At 71.3% G+C, this 20,872-nt stretch carries 16 protein-coding genes and 2 pseudogenes; 6 read left to right on the plus strand and 12 right to left on the minus strand.

What is annotated here, in order from left to right; genetic code table 11:
- Positions 1-661: 661 nt before the first annotated feature.
- On the plus strand, positions 662-2,047 hold the full coding sequence (locus AB0937_RS37300; RefSeq protein ID WP_366718525.1) for a DEAD/DEAH box helicase: 1,386 nt from the start codon (positions 662-664) through the stop codon (positions 2,045-2,047).
- 319 nt (positions 2,048-2,366) lie between these two features.
- On the plus strand, positions 2,367-2,855 hold the full coding sequence (locus AB0937_RS37305; protein WP_366718460.1) for a GNAT family N-acetyltransferase: 489 nt from the start codon (positions 2,367-2,369) through the stop codon (positions 2,853-2,855).
- 165 nt (positions 2,856-3,020) lie between these two features.
- On the opposite strand, the gene adh is transcribed toward AB0937_RS37305, so the two are convergent.
- From adh to AB0937_RS37325, 4 genes and pseudogenes are all read right to left on the minus strand, one after another.
- Positions 3,021-4,538 carry an aldehyde dehydrogenase gene (gene adh / locus AB0937_RS37310; protein ID WP_366718462.1) on the minus strand — a complete coding sequence of 506 codons (1,518 nt, stop codon included), beginning with the start codon at positions 4,536-4,538 and terminating at the stop codon, positions 3,021-3,023.
- Positions 4,539-4,633: 95 nt separating this feature from the next.
- Entirely contained in the window at positions 4,634-5,857 is a 1,224-nt protein-coding gene (locus AB0937_RS37315) for a transcriptional regulator (RefSeq protein ID WP_366718464.1), read from the minus strand.
- 738 nt (positions 5,858-6,595) lie between these two features.
- Positions 6,596-7,084 carry a hypothetical protein gene (locus AB0937_RS37320; protein WP_366718527.1) on the minus strand — a complete coding sequence of 163 codons (489 nt, stop codon included), beginning with the start codon at positions 7,082-7,084 and terminating at the stop codon, positions 6,596-6,598.
- Between the two features lie 230 nt (positions 7,085-7,314).
- Positions 7,315-8,088, minus strand: a pseudogene (locus AB0937_RS37325) (enolase C-terminal domain-like protein); the annotation flags it as partial.
- 192 nt (positions 8,089-8,280) lie between these two features.
- Here AB0937_RS37325 and AB0937_RS37330 point away from each other — a divergent pair.
- Entirely contained in the window at positions 8,281-9,939 is a 1,659-nt protein-coding gene (locus AB0937_RS37330) for an IS1182 family transposase (RefSeq protein WP_366718466.1), read from the plus strand.
- Between the two features lie 38 nt (positions 9,940-9,977).
- On the opposite strand, the gene AB0937_RS37335 is transcribed toward AB0937_RS37330, so the two are convergent.
- Positions 9,978-10,328, minus strand: coding sequence for a hypothetical protein (locus tag AB0937_RS37335; protein ID WP_366718468.1), 351 nt, complete (start codon positions 10,326-10,328; stop codon positions 9,978-9,980).
- A 1,002-nt stretch (positions 10,329-11,330) separates the two neighbouring features.
- On the minus strand, positions 11,331-11,714 hold the full coding sequence (locus AB0937_RS37340; RefSeq protein ID WP_366718470.1) for a DUF5997 family protein: 384 nt from the start codon (positions 11,712-11,714) through the stop codon (positions 11,331-11,333).
- Positions 11,715-11,772: 58 nt separating this feature from the next.
- On the opposite strand from AB0937_RS37340, the gene AB0937_RS37345 reads away from it, so the two are divergent.
- Positions 11,773-12,540 carry a LysR family transcriptional regulator substrate-binding protein gene (locus AB0937_RS37345; protein WP_366718472.1) on the plus strand — a complete coding sequence of 256 codons (768 nt, stop codon included), beginning with the start codon at positions 11,773-11,775 and terminating at the stop codon, positions 12,538-12,540.
- A 138-nt stretch (positions 12,541-12,678) separates the two neighbouring features.
- Here AB0937_RS37345 and AB0937_RS37350 read toward each other — a convergent pair whose 3' ends face one another.
- The 3 genes and pseudogenes from AB0937_RS37350 to AB0937_RS37360 all read right to left on the minus strand — a co-directional run bounded on the left by AB0937_RS37350 (position 12,679) and on the right by AB0937_RS37360 (position 14,768).
- Positions 12,679-13,446: a DUF4142 domain-containing protein gene (locus AB0937_RS37350; protein WP_366718474.1), complete on the minus strand. Its 768-nt coding sequence runs from the start codon at positions 13,444-13,446 to the stop codon at positions 12,679-12,681.
- Between the two features lie 131 nt (positions 13,447-13,577).
- A pseudogene (locus AB0937_RS37355) lies at positions 13,578-14,272 on the minus strand (HAD family phosphatase).
- A gap of 19 nt (positions 14,273-14,291) precedes the next feature.
- A complete protein-coding gene (locus AB0937_RS37360; protein ID WP_366718476.1) occupies positions 14,292-14,768 on the minus strand; it encodes an Lrp/AsnC family transcriptional regulator in 477 nt (158 codons plus the stop codon).
- A 198-nt stretch (positions 14,769-14,966) separates the two neighbouring features.
- Between AB0937_RS37360 and AB0937_RS37365 the strand changes: the two genes are divergently transcribed.
- Positions 14,967-16,457 carry an FUSC family protein gene (locus AB0937_RS37365; protein WP_366718478.1) on the plus strand — a complete coding sequence of 497 codons (1,491 nt, stop codon included), beginning with the start codon at positions 14,967-14,969 and terminating at the stop codon, positions 16,455-16,457.
- 523 nt (positions 16,458-16,980) lie between these two features.
- Positions 16,981-18,021: a lactonase family protein gene (locus AB0937_RS37370; protein WP_366718479.1), complete on the plus strand. Its 1,041-nt coding sequence runs from the start codon at positions 16,981-16,983 to the stop codon at positions 18,019-18,021.
- Between the two features lie 115 nt (positions 18,022-18,136).
- Here the strand turns inward: AB0937_RS37370 and AB0937_RS37375 are convergent, their stop codons facing one another.
- From AB0937_RS37375 to AB0937_RS37385, 3 genes are all read right to left on the minus strand, one after another.
- Positions 18,137-19,060, minus strand: a complete 924-nt coding sequence (locus tag AB0937_RS37375) for a hypothetical protein (RefSeq protein ID WP_366718481.1) — start codon at positions 19,058-19,060, stop codon at positions 18,137-18,139.
- 110 nt (positions 19,061-19,170) lie between these two features.
- Entirely contained in the window at positions 19,171-20,157 is a 987-nt protein-coding gene (locus AB0937_RS37380; protein WP_366718483.1) for a BadF/BadG/BcrA/BcrD ATPase family protein, read from the minus strand.
- Complete coding sequence (locus AB0937_RS37385) at positions 20,154-20,831, minus strand: uracil-DNA glycosylase (protein WP_366718485.1); 678 nt, start codon at positions 20,829-20,831, stop codon at positions 20,154-20,156. Before AB0937_RS37385 ends, AB0937_RS37380 begins: the two co-directional genes overlap by 4 nt.
- Between the last annotated feature and the right edge of the window lie 41 nt (positions 20,832-20,872).

Genomic DNA, 20,872 nt, shown 5'->3' on the forward strand with positions numbered 1-20,872 from the left:
GTCCGTGAGTTCGTGTCGCCGCACCATACGGGCATCCTGCCCGGCCCACCACGAGATCCACCCAGCCCACCAAGAGCCATCAGAAACGGCCTAGCGCCGCACCAGACGACAGAGTCCTGGCGTCGAGGTCAGCCCAGGGCAGTGACACCGTCCTCGCCTCGGCCGACCTGGGCTCTCAGACGTAGCCGCGACGTCGGTTCCGAAGTGATCTATCCGACCAAAGCGTAGTAGGCCCCGGCCCTGCGGGATGCGGCAGCACGGCCCGTTCCCCTCCCGCAAGTCGCTGGAGGACTTCGACTTCGACGACTGACCGCCGGTGAGATGCGAGCTCATCGCCTATCTGGGGGACGCTGGACTTCGTCGTCGGGAAGGAGAACGTGATCTTCCTGGGACCGTCCGCCGGTGGCGAGGGGGACTTGCCGGTGCCTCTGCTGCTGGTACACAGCCTGATCCGCTCCTCGGCTGAGTGGCGCGGCACCGGAGGCCCGGACCGTGTGCCCCGTGCTAACGTTCCGCTTTTGCTGTGTCGCTGTGTCGGTGCTCCGTTGGGCGTCTCTGGTCGGCGGCCGCGTCTCTGCCGCGCCTTCCTCGGTACGGTCCCTTCGGAGGAAGGCTCTCTGTGAGCGAATCAACACGTGCCGATGCCCGGCAGCAGGGCGATGTGTCCGAGGCGTCGGGCGCCACTTCGGCAGTGCCCACGGCGGCGTCCTTCGCCCAGCTGGGGTTGCCGGCCGAGGCTCTGCGGGCGCTCGATGAGCAGGGTGTGACTGTGCCCTTCCCCATCCAGGCGGCGGCGCTGCCGAATGCGCTCGCGGGACGGGACGTCCTGGGCCGGGGCCGCACGGGATCCGGCAAGACGCTCGCCTTCGGCCTGGGGATGCTCGCCCGGACAGCCGGGCAGCGCGCGCAGCCGAAAGAGCCGCTGGCGCTCGTTCTGGTGCCCACCAGGGAGCTGGCGCAGCAGATCGCTGAGGAGCTCACCCCGTACGCCGAGGCGCTGCGACTGCGGCTCGCGACCGTGGTGGGCGGCACGTCCATCGGACGGCAGGCCGCCGTGCTGAGGGATGGCGCCGAGATCGTCGTCGCCACGCCCGGTCGGCTGCACGACCTCATCGAGCGCAAGGGCTGCCGACTGGGACGGGTGCGCATCGCGGTCCTGGACGAGGCCGACCAGATGTGTGACATGGGGTTCCTGCCACAGGTCACCGGGATCCTGGACCAGGTGCGTCCCGACGGGCAGCGGATGCTGTTCTCCGCCACCCTCGACAGCGACGTCGACCAGCTGGTGCAGCGCTACCTGCGCGACCCCGCCGTCCACTCGGTGGACCCTTCGTCGAGCGCCGTCTCCGCGATCGAGCACCACGTCTTCGTCGTGCACGGCCCGGACCGTTACGCCGTGACCACGGAGATCGCCGCTCGGGACGGCCGCGTCCTGCTGTTCCTGGACACCAAGCACGGCGTCGACCAGCTCACGCGGCATCTGCGGGCCAGCGGCGTGGCCGCCGCCGCCCTGCACAGCGGGAAGTCCCAGCCGCAGCGCACCCGGACTCTGGCCCAGTTCAAGAACGGGCAGATCACCGCGCTGGTAGCGACGAACGTCGCCGCACGCGGCCTGCACGTCGACGACCTCGACCTCGTGGTCAACGTCGACCCGGCCACCGACCCGAAGGACTATCTGCACCGCGCGGGCCGCACGGCCCGGGCTGGCCGCTCCGGCACCGTCGTGACACTCGTCCTGCCGGGACAGCGCCGCGAGACGAGCCAGGTCATGGCGGACGCCGACGTCGCCCCCAAGGTCACCAAGGTGCGGTCCGGCGAGGCGGAGCTAAGCCGGATCACCGGTGCCAAGGCTCCCTCCGGAAAGCCTCTCGACGGCGGGCCGGCCGTACCGCGCCCCAAGAACCACAACGTCCCGTTCGGCGGCCTGGGCAGCACCAAGGACGCGAAGAGCGGTTCCTCCGGTGGCAGGTCGTCGTCCCGCAAGAGCAGCGAGGCCCGCAAGCTCGCGGAGGCCCGCAAGGCGGCCCGAGTGCGGCGCGGCGGCTGAGAGCGGCTTCCCGGACTGCCGGGCGGTGTCCTCGTCCACGCTGCTGGACCGATACGCGGGACCGGAGATCGGCGGGGGTGCACCGGACGGCGTCACGCCCGGGTGACCGTGCGCCTGGCGCGGCGGGGAGGCGGTCAGCCCGGGAATCCGACCGGAGAAATCCATACGGTAGGGCGGGCGACATCGGTCTGGATCGTCAACCGAACGACTCGGGCCCGGATCTTGGCCTGGGGAGCGGTTTCCGGAAGCGGTGCAGGAACGCCTGTCCGAGCAGCCGACCCGCCGTACAGAGGCACTCCCGGTGCGAAATACTCGCCCGATGAGTTCACGCCCGTTTCCGATCAGCCAGCCGATCACGATACGGAGGGCCCTTGCGCGGGATGCCAAACGGCTCACGCGGCTCGTGCGTGGCTCAGGCGCCTACGAGGGGAAGTACGCAGCCGCAGTCGCGGGCTACCGGGTCGGTCCTGATTACATCGAGGCGCACCGCGTCTTTGTGGCCGTCGGCGCCGACGAGCATGGCGGCCGGGTTCTCGGGTTCTATTCGCTCGTCCTCGCTCCTCCGGAGCTCGACCTGCTGTTCGTCGCCGACGAAGCGCAAGGGCGGGGTATCGGACGGCTGCTCGTGGCCCACATGCAGTCCGAGGCCCGTGCCGCCGGGCTCGACCGTGTCAAGGTCGTGTCGCATCTTCCCGCCGAGGACTTCTACCACCGCGTTGGTGCGGTGCGGACCGGGACCGCGCTCGCGAACCCGCCCGCCGTGCCGTGGGACCGTCCCGAATTCGAGTTTCGCATTCCTTTGGAATGACGCGGTGGGCCGGTTGGCGGGGCACCGGCTTGGCCCGCATGGTGGCCGACATGCAGGATCCGCTGGACGCCGCGCGCTCCGTGTGCCGTCGCCGGCGAAGCCGCGGCTGCGCCGCAGGGGGTTGCCTGGAGCGCAACGACGCCTCCAGGCAACCGACTTCAGGCTCTAGAAGAAGCCAAGCTTCCGAGGGCTGTAGGAGCAAAGAATGTTCTTCGTCTGCTGATAGTGGTCGAGCATCATCTTGTGTGTCTCGCGCCCGATCCCCGACTTCTTGTAGCCGCCGAACGCCGCGTGGGCCGGGTACGCGTGGTAGCAGTTGGTCCAGACGCGGCCCGCCTTGATCTCGCGGCCCAGGCGGTAGGCCGCGTTGCCGTCGCGGGTCCAGACGCCGGCTCCGAGGCCGTACAACGTGTCGTTGGCGATCTTCAGGGCCTCGTCGACCGAGTCGTACGTCGTGACCGAGACGACCGGACCGAAGATCTCCTCCTGGAAGATCCGCATGTCGTTGGTGCCGCGGAAGATGGTCGGCTCGATGTAGTAGCCGCCCTCCAAGCCCGGCACCGCGCGGGTGCTGCCGCCCGTGACGACCTCGGCGCCCTCCTTCCTGCCGATGTCGAGGTAGGAAAGGATCTTCTCGTACTGGTCGTTGCTCGCCTGCGCGCCGATCATGGTCGCCGGGTCCAGCGGGTCGCCTCCGACGATCGCCCGGGTGCGTTCGACGCAGCGGGCCATGAACTCGTCGTAGATGGAGGAGGGGATCAGCGCGCGGGAGGGACAGGTGCAGACCTCGCCCTGGTTGAGGGCGAACATGACGAAGCCCTCGATCGCCTTGTCCAGGAAGTCGTCGTCGGCGGCCATGACGTCGGGCAGGAAAATGTTCGGGCTCTTGCCGCCCAGTTCCAGGGTGACCGGGATGATGTTCTCGCTCGCGTACTGCATGATCAGGCGGCCCGTGGACGTCTCCCCGGTGAAGGCCACCTTCGCCACCCGCGGGCTGGACGCCAGCGGCTTGCCGGCCTCCACCCCGAAGCCGTTGACGACGTTGACCACGCCCGGCGGGAGCAGGTCGGCGATCAGGTCGATGACGTAGAGCAGGCTGACCGGAGTCTGCTCGGCCGGCTTGATGACGACGCAGTTGCCGGCGGCCAGCGCGGGTGCGAGCTTCCACGTGGCCATGAGGATGGGGAAGTTCCACGGGATGATCTGCCCGACCACACCCAGCGGCTCGTGGAAGTGGTACGCGACCGTGTCGGCGTCGATCTCCGCGATGCTGCCCTCCTGCGCGCGGACGACTCCCGCGAAGTACCGGAAGTGGTCCACGGCCAGCGGAATGTCGGCGGCCAGGGTCTCGCGGACCGGCTTGCCGTTCTCCCACGTCTCGGCGACCGCGATCTTCTCCAGGTTCTCCTCGATGCGGTCCGCGATCCTGTTGAGGACGTTCGCGCGTTCCGCCGTGGACGTGCGGCCCCACCGGTCGGCCGCCCGGTGCGCGGCGTCCAGGGCGAGCTCGACGTCGGCCGCGGTCGAACGGGCGACCTCGCAGAAGGCCTTGCCGGTCACCGGTGTCGGGTTCTCGAAGTAGCGGCCCTCGACCGGCGCCGTCCAGTTGCCGTCGATGAAGTTGTCGTAGCGACGGGCGAAGGAGACGATGCTTCCTTCGGTTCCTGGCTGCGCGTACACCATGGCGGCTCTCCTCGGTGAAGGGCGGGGCGGGTTGCGATGTCCCTCACTGTGCTCCCGGGAGGTTGGCGCAAGGTTGGCGCCGCGGGACGCGGATGTCAGTCGCGCAGGGAGGCCGTCAGCCGGCCTCTCGCGATCGCGCGGCGCGTGTCGTCGGGGCCGAGCAGCCGCAGCGCGTGCTCGTGGATCTGCGCGTCGTACGGGGCCCGTTCGCCGTAGCGCAGGGCGTGCTCCGGGCGGGTGCTCGCCAGCACGGCCTCGCGTACCGCCACGTCGAGGCGGGTGCGCCACTCCTCGATGCCGGGGGCCTCGGAGTGCGGCAGGAGCGGGCCGCCGTAGTGGCCCAGGGCGGTGTCCGTGTCGCCCTGCTCCAGCGCGCGCAGGACGTCGGCGGCGTCGCAGGACACCGGTGTGGTGAGGGCGTAGTGGCGGGCCGATATCGCCCCGCCCAGTGCCCGGCGCAGGTGGGAGATCTCCGCTTTGAAGGTGGACGGCGTCACCGGCCGGTCGCCGTACAGGGCTGCGCGCAGCCGTTGCGGTGAGAAGCCCCCGGGTTCGAGGGCGAGGAGGGTGAGGATCTCCAACTGCCGGGGGCGCAGGGGAAGTGGCCGGGTCTCGTGCAGGACCTGCTCGGAGCCCAGGCACGTGATCCGCAGCCGGGCCGGAGGAGACACCTCGGTGGTCAGACGGGCCTCGATCGTCGACACCAGGGAGCGGACGGTGGACATGGCCAGGGGGTGCGAGCGGTCCCAGGTCGTCGACAGGTCCAGTACGCCGAGGACCCGTCCGTCCCCGCCGCGCACGGGTGCGCAGTAGCAGACCCAGCCGTGCAGGGCCGACACCAGGTGCTCGGCCGAGAAGACGGAGCTGGGGCGCCCGGTCCGCAGGGCGAGGGACAGGGCGTTGGTGCCCATGGCCTGCTCGTCCCAGCGGCCGCCCGGCGCGAAGTTGACCCGCTCGGCCCTGCGGCGCATGGTCGCGCCGCCGCAGGTCCACAGGATGGTGCCCGACTCGTCGGTGACGGCCGTGACGAACCCGGCGTCCTCGGCGATGCTGTGCAGCTCCCCGGCGAGCCCGGAGACCGGCCCGTACAGCGGTGAGGACGTCCAGCGCTGGTGGACCCGGCCGCCGTCGGTGACGGGGGCGCTGTCCCGGGCGGGGTCCACGCTGCCCAGTGAACGGGCCCAGGACTCGGTCACCTCGTGGCGCAGCGTCGCGGTGCCGCCGGGCCGCGTGCCCGGCACGCTCAGCCGCGGCACCCAGCGGGACCACTCGTGCTCCAGCACGGCCCTGCGCCGCGTGAGGTCAGGGCGCTGTGACATGGCCTCTCCCTGCCGTCGTACCGGATTCTCGGCGTCAGGTCAGTGTTACCGGAGGTGCCGGTCCCGGTCGAGAATTCCGCCGGACCCGGGTGAGACGTTCTGAACGGGCGAATCCCGACTGGATGTTTGTCCGGTGCGCGGGTTCCGCCGTCCGGGTGACGGGTTCACTCGACCCGACGGACGGGGCCCGGCCCGCGTACCGGCGCCGCGCGGCGCCGCGTTCCCCTGGCATGGACAGCACGGAGACGGCGCGGCGCCTTCCGGGGAACGACGCCGCACCCCGCTCGTACGCCGAACTCACCAGCGGATACGCGGGACATCCGCCGATCTACGCGGCTCTGGTCGCAGAGTGGGAGGCACGGGGCCACACAATCCCGGAACACCGCGACGGCCAGTGGGTTTCCTTCGCCGCGCCGGCCGAGAGCGAGACCTGGACCGCCGTCACCGCATGGACCTCCGGCCGGCACATGGCCCCGGTGACCCCCGCCGCCCCGCATCCGGGCACCGCTTCGCATTCGGCCAGCGGCCCTCACTCCGCCGCCGGCCGCCATCCGGTCACCGGCCCTCACCCGGCCGCCGCCCCGCACCCGCCCGCCGGCCGGCATCCGGGTCCCGCCGCTCCGGCCGGATCCCGCCCGGGCTCCGGCCGCCACCCGGGGACGGCCGCGCCCTCGTCCGCCGCCCGACCCGCCTCCGGCCGGCACTCCGGGGTGGCGGGGTCGTCGTCCGGCGCCCGTCTCACCAGCCGTCCGTCACCACCGGCTCCGCGCTGACCGGCGCCAGCACCGCGAGGGTTCCGCTGGCCTCCCGCAGGGCCGACTCGAGCGTGACGGCCGTGTGCAGGGCACCGGTGCCGTCCGGCGGGACGAGCCACTCCAGCCGTCCGGCGGGCCGGTACGGCGGCGGCACGGCGATCCAGGAGCCCCGGCCCACGTGCCGTACGCCGAAACCGACCCACTCGCTGACCGGGTCGGGCGGCAGGAAGAACCCCACTCTGCGTGCGGCACAGTCCACCAGGGTGGGGCCGGGCACCTTCAGCGGATCACGCCACAGTATGTCCAGCGCGAGCAGGCCGAGCCGGTCGGGGACGCTGAGCACGTCCCAGTAGCGTCCGGCCTCCACGAGCATGGTCCCCGCGCCGTAGTCCCACTCCCGCTTGCACTCCTGGGGGTCCGTGGCGGCCGCTGCCAGCCACTCGACGGCTTGCTTCCACATGACGCTCTGCATGGCCACCCCAGGCACAGTCGGTGGCGCCGCGGTCGGGCGCGCTGGACACGGCCGGTGGCCCGCGGGGGTCCGCGTGCCGCCCGGCCGTAGCCATGCTGGTAGATATTTCTACGGGCCGGAAGGGGTGGCGCGGCGTGGCGTTTGGGGCATGCCGGTCCCGGTCGGAAGAAGGCAACCGACGGCACGTCCCGGACAACCGCGATCGACTTCGTACGCGTCCCGCACGACTGTCACCGGCGGGGGAGCTTCAGCTCGTAATCCGGCCGCAACCGCCGCCTGTAGCCGGTGTCGTCCCGGACGCGCGTCCCCGAGTCGACGTATCTCCGGTGCAGTCGCTCCAGCCGGTCGTGGTCGAGCTCGACTCCCAGTCCCGGCCCGGTGGGCACCTCGACCGCGCCGTCGCGCAGGTCCAGCACACCGGGGACGATCACGTCGTCCGCGGAGTTCCACGGGTAGTGCGTGTCGCAGGAGTGGTCGAGGTTGAGGATGGCGGCGGCGACATGGGTCATCGCGGCGAGGCTGATGCCCAGGTGCGAGTTGGAGCGCATCGACAGGGCGAGCCCGAACGCCTCGCACACGGCGGCCAGTTCACGGGTGCGCCGCAGCCCGCCCCAGTAGTGGTGATCGGTGAGCAGCACCTGGACCGCGTCCTGCTCGACGGCCGGCTTCAGGTGCTCCCAGGCGATCACGCACATGTTGGTGGCGAGCGGCATGGGGGAGTCCTTCGCCACCTCCGCCATGCCGGGGACGCCCTTGGCCGGGTCCTCCACGTACTCCAGCACACCGTCGAGTTCACGGGCGAAGTACTTCGACGTCTCCACCGTCCAGGCCACGTTCGGGTCCAGCCGCAGCGGCAGGCCGGGAAACGCGTCCGCAAGGGCCCGCATCGCGGCGATCTCCTCGTCGGGCGGGAAGACACCGCCCTTGAGCTTGAACGACCGGAAGCCGTGGCGCTCCTGCATCAGCCGGGCCTGTTCGACGATCCCGACCGGGTCGAGGGCCTGCCTCCTCGCCATGTCAAGACATGGCCGAGAGGTTTCACCGATGCCACACGACGCCCGGGAACACCGAGGAAGCAGCGACGGCCCCCACCGGTTCATCGACACTGTTGGCGAATCCAGGGGGCTGAACGTGACGTCGGCCTTCATGACCCGTTGTGGTTGTGAAGGCCGACGTTGTGTTTGGGGAGGGTGTCGGTGTCGTTGCACGCCAGGCAGGTCGATGGGGTTCCTGAGGAAACGGCCCGGGTGGCGCGGGCGGCGTTCCCGAAGGGCAGCCTGGCGATGCGGATCCGTGATGAGCTGGGCGAGCTGTTCCAGGACGCAGACTTCGCCGGGCTGTACCCGAGCAGGGGAAAGCCGGCCTGGTCGCCGGGCAGGCTGGCGCTGGTGTCGGTCATGCAGTTCGCCGAGGGGCTCTCGGACCGGCAGGCCGCGGACGCGGTTCGCGGGCGGCTGGACTGGAAGTACCTCCTCGGACTGGAGCTAGCCGATCCGGGGTTCGACCACTCGGTGCTCACCGAGTTCAGGGACCGGCTGATCACGGGAGAGGCCGGGATCCAGCTCCTCGACAGGGTCCTTGAGGCCGCCGCGGAGCACGGCCTGCTCAAGGCCGGCGGCCGTGCCCGCACGGACTCCACGATCGTGCTGTCCGCCGCGCGGCAGATCAACGGGCTGGTGCGGCTCGGTGAGACCCTGCGGGCCGCGTTGAACAGCGTGGCCGCACGGGAGCCGGAGTGGCTGGCCGAGTGGGTTCCGTCCGACTGGTTCGACCGGTATGCGATCCGGTTCGAAGACGCCCGCCTGCCCAAGGGGAAGGCCAAACAGGCTGAGCTGATCGAGCAGATCGGCGCCGACGGACTAGGGCTGTTGGCGGCCCTGCATGGGCCGGGCGCTCCCGCGTCCCTACGGCTGCTCGACCGGGTCCAGAGCCTGCGGCAGATGTGGATCCAGCAGTATTTCGTCGACGAGGGGCAGGTACGCCGCCGGGACCTGAAAGACCGCCCGCCAGGCGCGGACCGGCTGGTCACGCCCTACGACACCGACGCACGCGGAAGCGTGAAGCGCGGCACCTTCTGGGACGGCTACAAGGTCCACCTCACCGAAACCTGCGCGCCGGACAGCCCGAATCTGATCACGTATGTCGCCACGACCGACTCCACCGTCCAAGACGTGCGCCTGGTCGCCCCGATCCACGCTCACCTCGCCGAGCGCGACCTCCTGCCAGACGAGCACTTGGTCGACGCCGGCTACGCGACAGCCCGGGAAGTGGTCACCGCCCGCCGGGCCCACAAGGTCAACCTGGTGGGCCCGATCCTCGCAGCCACCAGCTGGCAGACCAAGGACGGCGGCGGCTTCTCGCAGGCCGACTTCACCATCGACTGGGAGAATCGCCAAGTGACCTGCCCCAACGGTGCGACCAGCAGCCGATGGGTCGAAGATCGCTCTCAGGAAGGTACCGCCGTGGTCCGGGCACGGTTCCCGACGGCTGCCTGCCGTCCCTGCAAAGCCCGAGAGCAGTGCACCCGTTCCAACAGCAAGTCGGATATGGGGCGCCGGATCACTCTCCGCCCGCGGGCCGAGTATGAGGTGATCCAGCAGGCGCGGGCTCAGGAAGGCACCCAGGAGTGGAAGGAGCAGTACGCGCACAGGGCCGGTGTCGAAGGCACGATCTCCCAGGGAGTTCGAGCTCTCGGCCTGCGGCGATGCCGGTATCACGGCTTGGCAAAGGCCCAGCTGCAGCACCAGCTCACCGCTACTGCGATGAACTTTCACCGCCTCAACGCCTGGTGGACCGGCGTCCCGCGAGCCTGCACTCGCACATCACGCCTGGCAGCCCTCCGGCCCGCCGATTAGAAGTCAGCGGGCCGGATTTGTCGAAAATGTCGACAGCGCTAGTTTCGCACCGTACCGGTGGAATCCGGTGTCTTACGTTTAGCGTCCACGTGAAACCACTCAATCAAGTGTGTCTCGAACAGCATGGCCGCAAAATCTGGATCCCACTCCGAACTCAAGTCGGGCATCACGCGCTGGCTGCGAATGAATCTAACACCCTGAACCGAACGCATGGCAAAAGTTGCGATCGCCCAAACGCCGTCCTCGCGGTTTTCAAGCGCTAGGCTGTACAGAGAGCCAGCGTCCTCTTCTGAGGCAAACTGGCCACGAAGCCTCGCCTCCGCGGAATCCTGAAACCCGGCGAGCCATTCCTGCGGATCAAGTCCACCGTGCGGCTCACGCTCTACCAAGATTCCGCCTCCTTTCGAAGATCACTCCATGAAAGCAGTGATGATGCCTACGGGGCGACCGTCGCCGGATCGATCGTCCTCTCGTTCTGTGAAGACTACCCTGAACCATCCGGACGGGGTGAGGTACCTGACGGTCACCTTGCCGTCCTGGGGCCGCCCGTACCTGCCATTGTCCAGCGTTCGATCTATGAATCCGTTCAAGGACGTCTCATTCATGGGGTGCCTGTCTTGGATGTGCACCCATCCGAAGTTCGCGTCCCCCTGCCGCAGAGGGAGGTCCTCGCCCGCTCGCCCAAAGAATGAGACCCGGATCCTCCACTTTCCTGTGGCGGCCGGCTCTGCAACTTGCCCGGCATCGATCGCTTGAGAAACCGCAGGCATCGGCGCCGCCTGTGCTGGCGAGCTAATCACCCCTACCGCAGTCATGGACACTGCAGCAATACCGATGAAGAACTTTCGCAGAATATGCACAATTCCTCCTGCCTCGGCGGTCCGTTCAAGATCTATTCCAATGGGCCACGCGGGCGGGGGAAAGGGAGGATTAAGACGCTCCGGGTTTCGGTGCCGTCGCTCATGTATTGCTTTGCGTCATTTGTGAAGGCTTCGATTCGGTCACCGCAGTCGACATGACGCCAATTTCTCCTCGTCACCAGTAAGGGCGGGCGGCAGTATGCCGATCTCTCTGCGATGCCGACTCCCGCAGATGACGGTGGCCTTTGTTGTGGTCTTGCGGTGGATCCAGTCTCTATGCCTTCAGGCAGACCGAGCCCCAGCGCCAGCGGTTGCCTGTGCTGCACGTGCGCGCCGCCGCCGAACTCCGCAGCCACGCGGCTGACATCGTTCTTCCTGGGCCTGTAACGACACCGGCACCTCCCCAAACACAAGGTCGGCCTTCACGACCACAACGGGTCATGAAGGCCGACGTCACGTTCAGCTCCCTGGATTTCGCCAACAGTGTCGTTCATCCGGTGGGGGCCGTCAGGGAACGAGGGGGTGCGGCGGTCAGGCCTGACGTTCGGCGTTCTTCTTCTTGATCCGGGCCGCTTCCTTGCGGACCTCAGCCTGGGTGGCGCGTTCCCGCTCCAGCCACTCGGGGCCCTCTTGCTTCAGCGCCTCGATCTGCTCGGTGGTGAGGGGCTCGGTGACACCGGCGCGGGCGAGACCGGCGATGGAGACGCCGAGCTTCGCGGCGACCACCGGGCGGGGATGCGGGCCGTTCTCCCGCAGCTCCCGCAGCCACTGCGGCGGGTTCGCCTGGAGCTCGTTCAGCTCGGCACGCGTGACGACACCCTCCCGGAACTCGGCGGGTGTGGCCTCAAGGTACACACCCAGTTTCTTCGCCGCGGTCGCGGGCTTCATCGTCTGGGTGCTCTGGTGCGACGTCATGGCTCCCAGGGTATCGAGCGTGTGCACGACCCCTGACCACGCCCGGTAACCTGGCGAGGTGACAGGCTCGGATGAAACCCCCTCGTTCCGGCTCGCCTACGTCCCCGGGGTGATGCCCGACAAGTGGGTGCGCATCTGGAACGAGCGGCAGGCCGGCGTCCCGCTGATCCTCACGCAGGTGCCCGCAGGGTCGGCGGCCGGGCGGCTGCTGGCCGGCGAGGCCGACGCGGGCCTCGTCCGTACGCCCGTGGACCGCGAGGTCTTCAGCGCGATCCCCCTCTACACCGAGCAGACGGTTGTCGTGGTGCCCAAGGACCACCTGGTCACGGCCGTCGACGAGGTGACGCCGGAAGACCTGGCCGACGACATCGTGCTGCACCCCCTCGACGACGTCCTCGCATGGGAGAACCTCCCCGGGCGCCCCGCCCTGGAACGGCCGGCCACCACCGCCGACGCCGTCGAACTCGTCGCGGCCGGCATCGGCGTCCTCGTCGTCCCGCTGTCACTCGCCCGCCTGCACCACCGCAAGGACCTCACCCACCGGCCCCTCACGGACGCCCCCGAGTCGAGCGTGGCTCTCGCCTGGCCCGAGGACGCGAAGACGGACCAGGTGGAAGACTTCATCGGCATCGTCCGCGGCCGTACGGTCAACAGCACCCGGGGCCGTCAGCAGCCCCCGGCGCAGGGCAAGTCCACTGACGCGGGCCGGGGCGGCACCCGGCGCAAGCAGGTGCCCGGCAAGTCGGCCGGGGCGAAGCGCACCGGGAAGAGCGGCCGCGGCGGCCCCCAGGGCGACAGACGCGGCAGGCCCGGCCGCCGCTCGTAGCGCGGGGGGCGGGGCGCGGTTCGTGATACCCGCGCCGGCCGTCGTTCGTGCCGGCCGGCGCAGGGACGACGGTGGTTCGTGACAGGTACGGGCCGTCGGACGGACCGCAGCCCTGCCCCGTACCCGGATCCGGACCGCTCAGCCGCCGGCCGACGGAGACGGTGCCGGCGCTCCGTAGGACGGATTCGGGGCGACCGTCTGGAAGTCCTTCAGGTCCTCGGGGATCGGCAGGACCCGGACCGGCGCGCCCGCCTGCGGAGGCGGCGGGGTCGTCTGGTCCTGGGGCAGCTTCGGCGGGGCGGTGATCTGGAAGCTGACCTGTTCCTGGTTGATCAGCCCCGTCTTCTCCAGGACCGTGATGTGGTCGAGCACGGTGTCGTTGGTCGTGTCGGCGAGCTCCCGCACGAGGCTGTTACGGGTGGTCGCCCGGATCTTGGCGATCGTCGGGAAGATGCCCCCGTGCGCGACGCGCATGATGGTGACGGCCGTGGACTCGAACTCCTTGCCGGTGCTGCCCTCGGCCGTCGCCACGAACTGCTGCTGCTGCGGCGACGGCTCGTTGGGCAGGGTGATGCCCAGGTCCGTGGAGATCTTGCGGCAGCCCGCGTCGAGCCGGCCGTGCCCCACGAGCAGATGCTTGGAGACTTCCTTCATCTCCGGCGACGTGCTCCGCTCCTTGATCAGCTGACCCAGCGGGTACTCCCACAGTCCGGCCGCGCGCACGCGCACCACGAAGTCGCGGTCCGCCTCGGTCAGTGGACCCCACTGCGTGTTGGCGATGATGCGGTCCTGGCCGGAAGCCGCGTTCTGCACGCCCAGCATGCTGGGGTAGGCGAGCGCGGTGAGCGTAAGGATCAACGCACCGCCCACGAACGCGGTTCCTGCCGTGCTGCGCGAGATGCGCATCGTGCCTCCTGGGATATGAACGGCCCAACACCCAGAGGTACGGACGCCGGGGGCGAAACAATCACCCCTGCCGAAAAAAAGTTCGCACGCCCCGTCCGAAGGAGTCCACGGGCCGGGCGGGTCGGACGAGATCAGGACGGATCGGCCGAATTCACCAGCCAGTCGTACGCGGACCGCGCCGTGAACTGCGCCTGGCCGCCCGGCAGGAGCAGCCTCGCGGTCGCGAACTCCGGTGCGCCCGCCTGGTCCGGGACGTACGGGATCGCGATGCAGCGCATGCCGGCGGCGTGGGCGGCGGCGGCACCCGGAGCTGCGTCCTCCAGAACGACGCAGTCGGACGGGGCCGAGCCGAGCCTGCGGGTTGCCTCCGGGAAGACGTCCGGAGCCGGCTTGCCGTGTGCGACCTCGTCGGCACAGACCACGGTGTGCAGGTGCGCGTCCAGGCCGGTGCCGTTCAGCACCGCCACGACGGCCTCCTGCGACGAGCCCGAGGCCACAGCCATGGATACGCCCTCGGCCGCCGGCAGCTCGACGAACGCGCGCATCTGCGGGTAGGCGCGTGTGGTGCTGCGGGCCAGCCCCAGGTATTGGCGGTTCTTCACGTCCGCAGCTCCCCGACCGGGGCGCGCAGACCGTAGCGGTCCCTCCAGTCAGCGACCGTCTCCTGTGTGCTGATGCCGATGTACCGATCGTGATCGGCCCAGGTGAAGTCCGCGATTCCGTACTGGGCGAGCGTCCGGCGGCCCGCCTCGTAGTAGTTCGGATCGCTGTCCACGAGTGTTTCGTCGAGGTCGAAGATGACTGACATGCCGCGGAGTCCGCTCATACGGCCGTGCTCTCAAAGATCATCCGCGGGCCGACCGCCCGATCGACTCCACCAGCGGCAGCAGCCGGTGGGAGACACGCTCGCGCAGGGCGACCTCGGTGCGGGTGCGCACCACACCGGGCATGCTGATCAGCTTCTGGACGACGTCCTCCAGATGAGCGTTGTCCCGCGCCACCACCCGGGCCAGCAGGTCTCCGCCGCCCGTGATCGAGAACGCCTCCACGATCTCCGGCACCGCCGCCAGCGCGTCACCCACCTCGTCGAGATGACCCTGGGTGACTTCGATGTGCACGAAGGCCAGCACGGGGTGCCCGAGCGCGGCGGGGGAGAGGGCCGGCGCCGTACCGGTGATCACGCCGTCACGCTCCAGCCGGTCGAGCCGGGCCTGGAGCGTGCCGCGGGCGACGCCCAGGATCCGGGCGTACTCGCGCACGCTCGTGCGCGGCTGCTCCAGCAGCAGCCGCAGGATGCGGGTGTCGAGCTCGTCCACGGGCATGGCGCCTTCTCCTCGTCCGTTGGCCCTGTCGCGGCCGTTCGGCGACAGCTCCGACTGTACCAATGGCACAATTCCCAACGCACGAGTTGAGCCACTGGCCTCCGGGATGCTGATATGGGTACGTCGATGGCGCTGCGGACCCCGCGGCGCCTTTTTCATGCGCGCTGATGGCAAGTGTCTCGAAGGGGGCGGTAAGCGGTGCTGAAGAGGGTGTTCATGGCTCCGGATCCGGGGCGGACGCGACTGCGGTTCGCCACACGTGCCGTGCTCGGCATCGCGCTCGCGGTCGCCGTGTGCGGCCTCGCCGGGCACTCCCTCGCGGGCGCCGTCACCGGAGGTCTCGCCGCCCTGCTCGCCCTGTTCACCGTCACCGACGCCACGGTCCGCGGCCAGGCCGTCACGACCGCGCTGCTGCCCGCCGTCGGCCTGCCCGTGCTCACCGCCGCAGCCGAACTGCACGACCACCCGGTGGCCCGGGACCTCACCTTCCTCGCCGTCGTCGGGGCCGGGGTGTACGCGCGGCGCTGGGGGCCGCGCGGGCACAGCCTCGGCGTCTTCGCGTTCATGACCTTCTTCGTGGCGCAGTTCCTGCACGCCACCAGCGACCAGCTGCCCCAGCTGTACGCCTCGGTCCTGCTGTCCGTCCTCGCCGCCGCCGTGGTGCGCTTCGGCCTGTGGTGCTATGAGCGCCGCCTGCCCCCGCCCGTCGTGCCCGTGCCGCCGGGCGGCACGGGTCTGGCCCGGGTGACCACCCGCCAGGCGGTCCAGGCCACCGCCGGGGCCGGCTTCGCCCTCGTCGTGGGTCAGCTGGTGTCCGGACAGCGCTGGTACTGGGCCGTCGGCGCCACCTGGTGGATCTTCGTCAACACCACCTCGCGCGGCGAGACCCTGGTCCGTGGGTTCCGGCGGGTCCTCGGCACGGTCATCGGCATCGGCCTGGGCCTGATCGTTGCCGTGCCCGTGCACGGCGATCCGGCCGTCACCGCCGCACTCGCCGCCGTCTGCGTCTTCGGCATTTTCTACACGGCCGCCGTGTCCTACACCTGGATGATGCTCTGGGTCACCCTGCTCGCCGGACTGCTGTACGGCCTCCTCGGCGTGCTCGGCCCGGACCTGCTCGCTCTGCGGCTCGCCGAGACCGGCGTCGGGGCGCTGGGTGCAGCCCTGGCCGTGATCCTCGTCCTGCCCGTCACCACGCACAGCATCACCGACGCCTGGATCCGGCGGGCCCTGCGCTGCGTGCACGCCTGTGCCGTCGAGACCGCGCGGCGCCTGGCGGGGGCGGCGGACGCCGACCCGGCCCCGCGGGTTGCGGAGCTGGAGCAGCTCCTCGCCCGGGTACGGCTCTCGGTCGCCCCGCTCGTGCACCCGCTGAACCCGATGCTCGGCCGCAAGCGGCGGGCCCGGCACGTGCTCACCCTCCTCGACGACTGCGCCCGCGAGATCCGCGGTCTGGTCGCCGTCGCGGCCGACCCGGAGGCCTCCCACGACGCCCGTCTCGCCACCGCCTGCCGGCGGGTCGAGGCCGCCGTCGAGGCCCTCACCGAGGGCCGGGACATCGCGGTCCACGCGGACGGCCTGCCCCACGCGGAACCCGCCCTGGCGCATCTGCACGGCCTGGAACGAGCGCTGGCCGATCTGGCCCGCCCCCTGCGCACACCGTCGGGCTCACCCCTGGTGGGCGCCTGACGGTGCCGCCCCGAGGGGGGAGGCTTCGGGCCCGGCACGGTGCGGTGGGCGCGCGGCCGGGCCCTGGGGCGTGTGACGGGCACGTCGCCGGCTCCCGGCCCTGCGAGGCTGAACGGCGTCGCCGGGCCCCGGGTCCGGCACGATGCGGCAGTCACCTCCCCGGGATTCGGGCTCGTCGGGATGCGGGAGCGGGCCCGCAGTGCGGCACGCGGGGCCGGAACCGGCCGTCCACGTCGAACTGGACGAACGGCAGGGCGCCCTGCACCTGTCGGTCCGCGACGACGGCACCGGCCCGGCCCCGGGCGGCGCCGGACCCCGTGCCCGGCAAGCGCGATGCGACGGGCGCGCCGCCGCCCCTGGGGCCTGTGACGGGCACCTCGCCGGCCATCGGTCCTGCGAGGCTGAAAGGTGCCCCCCGGGGGCCCCGGGTCCGACCGGGCGATGCACCCTTGACCGTTTGGTCTAGACCGCGCATGATCGGCTGCGCGGTCCTTCCGGGCTGCGCGGGCGAAAGGGGACAGCGGTGGCGGCGGACGGCAGGTGGCGGGCGTTCATCGGGTCGTTCACGGCGGCCGGCGGCCCCGGGATCGTGACGGCGGAGGTCGACCCCCGCACCGGCGCGCTGACCCCGCTGAGCAGCGTGAACGCGGTCCCGGACCCCTCCTGCCTGGCGCTCGCGCCCGACGGGGGGACGCTGTACGCGGTCAGCGAGACCGCCGAGGGCGCGGTGGCCGCGTACCGGGTGGACGGCGACAAGCCCGAGCCGGCCGGGCGACCCGTACCGGTCGACGGCAGCGGCCCGACCCACCTCAGCCTCTTCGCGGGGCACGTCCTGACCGCCAACTACGGCTCCGGCAGCGTCACCGCGCTTCCTCTCCGCCCCGACGGCACCCTCGTGCGGTCCGCCGCGCGCGTGCTCCGGCACAGCGGCGCAGGCCCGCACGCACCCCGTCAGCAGGGACCGCACGCCCACCAGGTGCAGCCCGACCCGAGCGGCCGCTGGGCCGTCAGCGTGGACCTCGGCACGGACTCGGTGCGGGTGTGCACCCTGACGGACGGAGTCCTCGCCCTGCACCGGGAGACCGCGCTGCGCCCCGGCTCGGGGCCGCGCCACCTGGCCTTCCACCCGGACGGCTCGTACGCGTACGTCGTCAACGAACTGAGCCCCTCCGTCACCGTCTGCCGCTGGGACGCGGCGGAAGGCGCTCTGACGCCGCTGTCCGAAGCCCCGGTCCTGCCCGGCGCACCGGCGCGCGACGCCTACCCGTCGGGCATCGCCGCCTCACCCGACGGCCGTTTCGTGTGGACCGCCACCCGCGGCGAGGACGTCCTGTCCGTGCTCGCCGTCGAAGGTGAGGGGCTGCGGCTCGTCACCACGGTGCACTGCGGTGGTCACTGGCCGCGCGCCCTCACCGCGGGCGACGGCTTCCTGGACGGCTTCCTGTACGTCGCCAACGAGCGCTCCGGCGACGTGACCTGGTTCGCGGTCGATCCGCTCACGGGCGTCCCGCGACGGGGCGGCTCGATCGGGGTGACCGCCGCCTCGTGCGTCACCCTCGGCTGAGGACGGGCCCCGCGACCGCCCCGGCCGGGCAACCCATCCCGACGGGGCTCCGACGAACGAAGGCCCGCTCCCGACCGGAGCGGGCCTTCACGGCGTCCTGTGACAGCGTCTCGTGTCAGCGCACGGGCGTGCTCTGCGCCTGCTGCGGCGCGATGCCCAGTGCCGTCGTGTACTTGGCCAGGGCGAGCTTGCCGATCGCCGGGTACGGGCCGAGCGACTCGGCGGCGGAGCAGCCGGCCTCCTTCGCGGCCTCCTCGACCAGACCCTGCTCGATCTCCGGTCCGATCAGATACGGCGCGAGCGCCAGCTGCTGCGAACCCGAGGAGCGCAGCTGCTCGGCGACGGAGGCGATGGAGCCCTCCTGGTCCAGGGCCGCCGCCATCACCGGCACGGCGAGACGCGCGGCGAGCAGCATGCCGGTGATGCCCGCCGCCTGCACGGCCTCGTCGCCGCCCACCGAAGCGAGGATGATGCCGTCCGCGGCGGTCGCCACGGTGAACAGCCGGGCACGGTCCGCACGGGCCAGACCGGCCTCGGACAGCCGCACGTGCAGTGCCTCGGCGAGCAACGGGTGCGGGCCGAGGACGTCGGTCAGCTCGGCGGCGACACGGCTCTCCATGAGGGCCTGGCGGACCTGGCGCAGCAGCGAGCCGTCCGGACCGGCGAGCAGCGGCACGACGACGGCGACGGGCCCGTCGGGCGTCTTCACGTCCATGCCGGCGGCGCGGGCCTGCTCGAAACGGGCCGTGCGCTCCTCGGCGGCGTGCACCAGCACGGCCTGCAGCGAGGGGAACTCCGCGTTGTCACCGTCGAGGTACCCGATGCGGGCGTCGAGGCCGGGCAGCTCGGAGCGGGCGATGCTCACAACCTCCTCGGCGAGGCTGCGCGTGGTGCTACTGGGCGTCCCCGGCACGGCGAGGACGAGCGCGGGCGCGCCCTCGGGAGCGACCAGCGGCTCGGGACGGCGGTGCCGTCCGGGCTGGCGGGGGCGCGGCATTCGTACAGGCAGGCCATCCGCGGGCCCAGTGGGGGAACTCATGGCGCCGCATGTTACTGGCTTCTGGGGTCCTCCTGTTCGGGGAGGGTGCAGGTGAGCGGTATCCGTCCCGTTTTGTCTGATGAGTTACGTACGGAAGGGACGCGATCGGATCAATCACCCGAACGGGTGGTCACGGACAGCGTCCTGCCGTCCACCGGCAGGGTGAGGGAACCGGCGCTCAGTTCGGCCGCGATACGCACGGAGCCGTGCAGCGGATCGCCCTCGGCCGGTACCCGCCGCGCCTGCGGGAGCCGCCGGGCCAACTCCTCGTCCAGGGGCCCGAGCAGCGGGTCGCCCAGCTTGAACAGGCCACCGGTGACGGCGACACGCGGCTCACCGCCGGAGGGACACACGGCCGCCGCGGAGTCCGCCATGTGCCGGGCGGCGGCACGCAGGATGCCCGCGGCGACGGGATCCCCGTCCGCGCAGGCGGCCACTCGGGGTGCGAAGGAGGCCAGGACGGCGGGCCGGTCGAGGCGGGGGTACAGCGCGCCGGGCAGCCCCGCGACGGGCCCGAACTCCTCTTCCGCGCAGGCCAGCAGCCGGGCCGAGCCGTCCTCGCGCCCGTCGTGGGCGCGCAGCGCGGCCTCGAGACCGGCCCTGCCGATCCAGGCGCCGCCCCCGCAGTCGCCGAGCAGATGCCCCCAGCCGTCCGCACGCCGCCAGCCGGTGAGGTCGGTGCCCACCGCGATCAGCCCTGTACCGCCGGCGATCACGGCACCCCGGCGCGGTCCGAGCGCCCCCACGTACGCGGTCACGGCATCGGCGGCCAGGGCGACCCTGCGCACGCCCCACTCCCGGGCCAGGGCCGCCGGCAGTTCGGCGCGCAGCCCCTCACCCAGGGAGGCCAGTCCGGCCGCGCCGATGACGACGGTGGTCAGCGGCACCGCTCCCGCCTCGGCGGTCAACGCGCCGGCCAGCGGCACGAGTCGCGCCATGAAGTCCTCGGGGTCGATGCCCCGCTCGCCCGTGCGCACCGGCTCACCGGAAGCCCGCCGGGCCAGCGGTCCGCGCTCGGTCGTCCCGATCACGGCCCGCAGGCCGGAGCCGCCGGAGTCCACGGCGAGAAACCCGGACTGCTCCGACGCGCCGGTCACGGCAGGCGCCAGTCCACCGGTTGGCCGCCCTGGCGGATCAGCAGGTCGTTGGCCCGGCTGAACGGACGGGAGCCGAAGAAGCCCCGGTCGGCCGACATGGGGGAGGGGTGCGCGGATTCGACGGAGGGCAGGTCGCCCAGGAGCGGGCGCAGATTGCGGGCGTCGCGGCCCCACAGGATGGACACCAGCGGCTTGCCGCGTCCCGCCAGGGCGCGGATGGCCTGCTCCGTGACCTCCTCCCAGCCCTTGCCCCGGTGGGCGGCTGGCTTGCGCGGGGCCGTGGTCAGCGCCCTGTTGAGCAGCAGCACACCCTGCCGGGTCCACGGGGTGAGGTCGCCGTTGGACGGCTGGGGCAGTCCCAGGTCGGCGCCCAGCTCGCGGTAGATGTTGATGAGGCTGCCGGGCAGCGGCCGCACCTCCGGCGCCACCGAGAACGACAGCCCCACCGCGTGCCCCGGGGTGGGGTAGGGGTCCTGACCGACGATCAGGACGCGGACATCGTCGAAAGGCTGCTGGAAGGCCCGCAGCACGTTCGGCCCGGCCGGGAGGTAGGTGCGTCCCGCGGCGATCTCCGCGCGGAGGAAGTCCCCCATCGCGGCGACGCGTTCGGCCACCGGTTCCAGGGCCTTCGCCCAGCCCGCTTCGACGATTTCATGCAAGGGTCGTGGTGCCACGGGCGTCACCCTACTGCCGTACGGACAGCGGCGATCAACCG

The organism is Streptomyces sp. NPDC047880 (assembly GCF_040706515.1).
Classification (GTDB): domain Bacteria; phylum Actinomycetota; class Actinomycetes; order Streptomycetales; family Streptomycetaceae; genus Streptomyces.

What these genes read in the sequence shown, in the direction of transcription:
- AB0937_RS37305 (WP_366718460.1), top strand. Translation starts at nt 2,367, where the DNA reads ATGAGTTCACGCCCGTTTCCGATCAGCCAGCCGATCACGATACGGAGG.
- adh (WP_366718462.1), bottom strand. Translation starts at nt 4,538, where the DNA reads ATGGTGTACGCGCAGCCAGGAACCGAAGGAAGCATCGTCTCCTTCGCC.
- AB0937_RS37315 (WP_366718464.1), bottom strand. Translation starts at nt 5,857, where the DNA reads ATGTCACAGCGCCCTGACCTCACGCGGCGCAGGGCCGTGCTGGAGCAC.
- AB0937_RS37320 (WP_366718527.1), bottom strand. Translation starts at nt 7,084, where the DNA reads ATGCAGAGCGTCATGTGGAAGCAAGCCGTCGAGTGGCTGGCAGCGGCC.
- AB0937_RS37340 (WP_366718470.1), bottom strand. Translation starts at nt 11,714, where the DNA reads ATGACGTCGCACCAGAGCACCCAGACGATGAAGCCCGCGACCGCGGCG.
- AB0937_RS37350 (WP_366718474.1), bottom strand. Translation starts at nt 13,446, where the DNA reads ATGCGCATCTCGCGCAGCACGGCAGGAACCGCGTTCGTGGGCGGTGCG.
- AB0937_RS37360 (WP_366718476.1), bottom strand. Translation starts at nt 14,768, where the DNA reads ATGCCCGTGGACGAGCTCGACACCCGCATCCTGCGGCTGCTGCTGGAG.
- AB0937_RS37375 (WP_366718481.1), bottom strand. Translation starts at nt 19,060, where the DNA reads ATGAGTTCCCCCACTGGGCCCGCGGATGGCCTGCCTGTACGAATGCCG.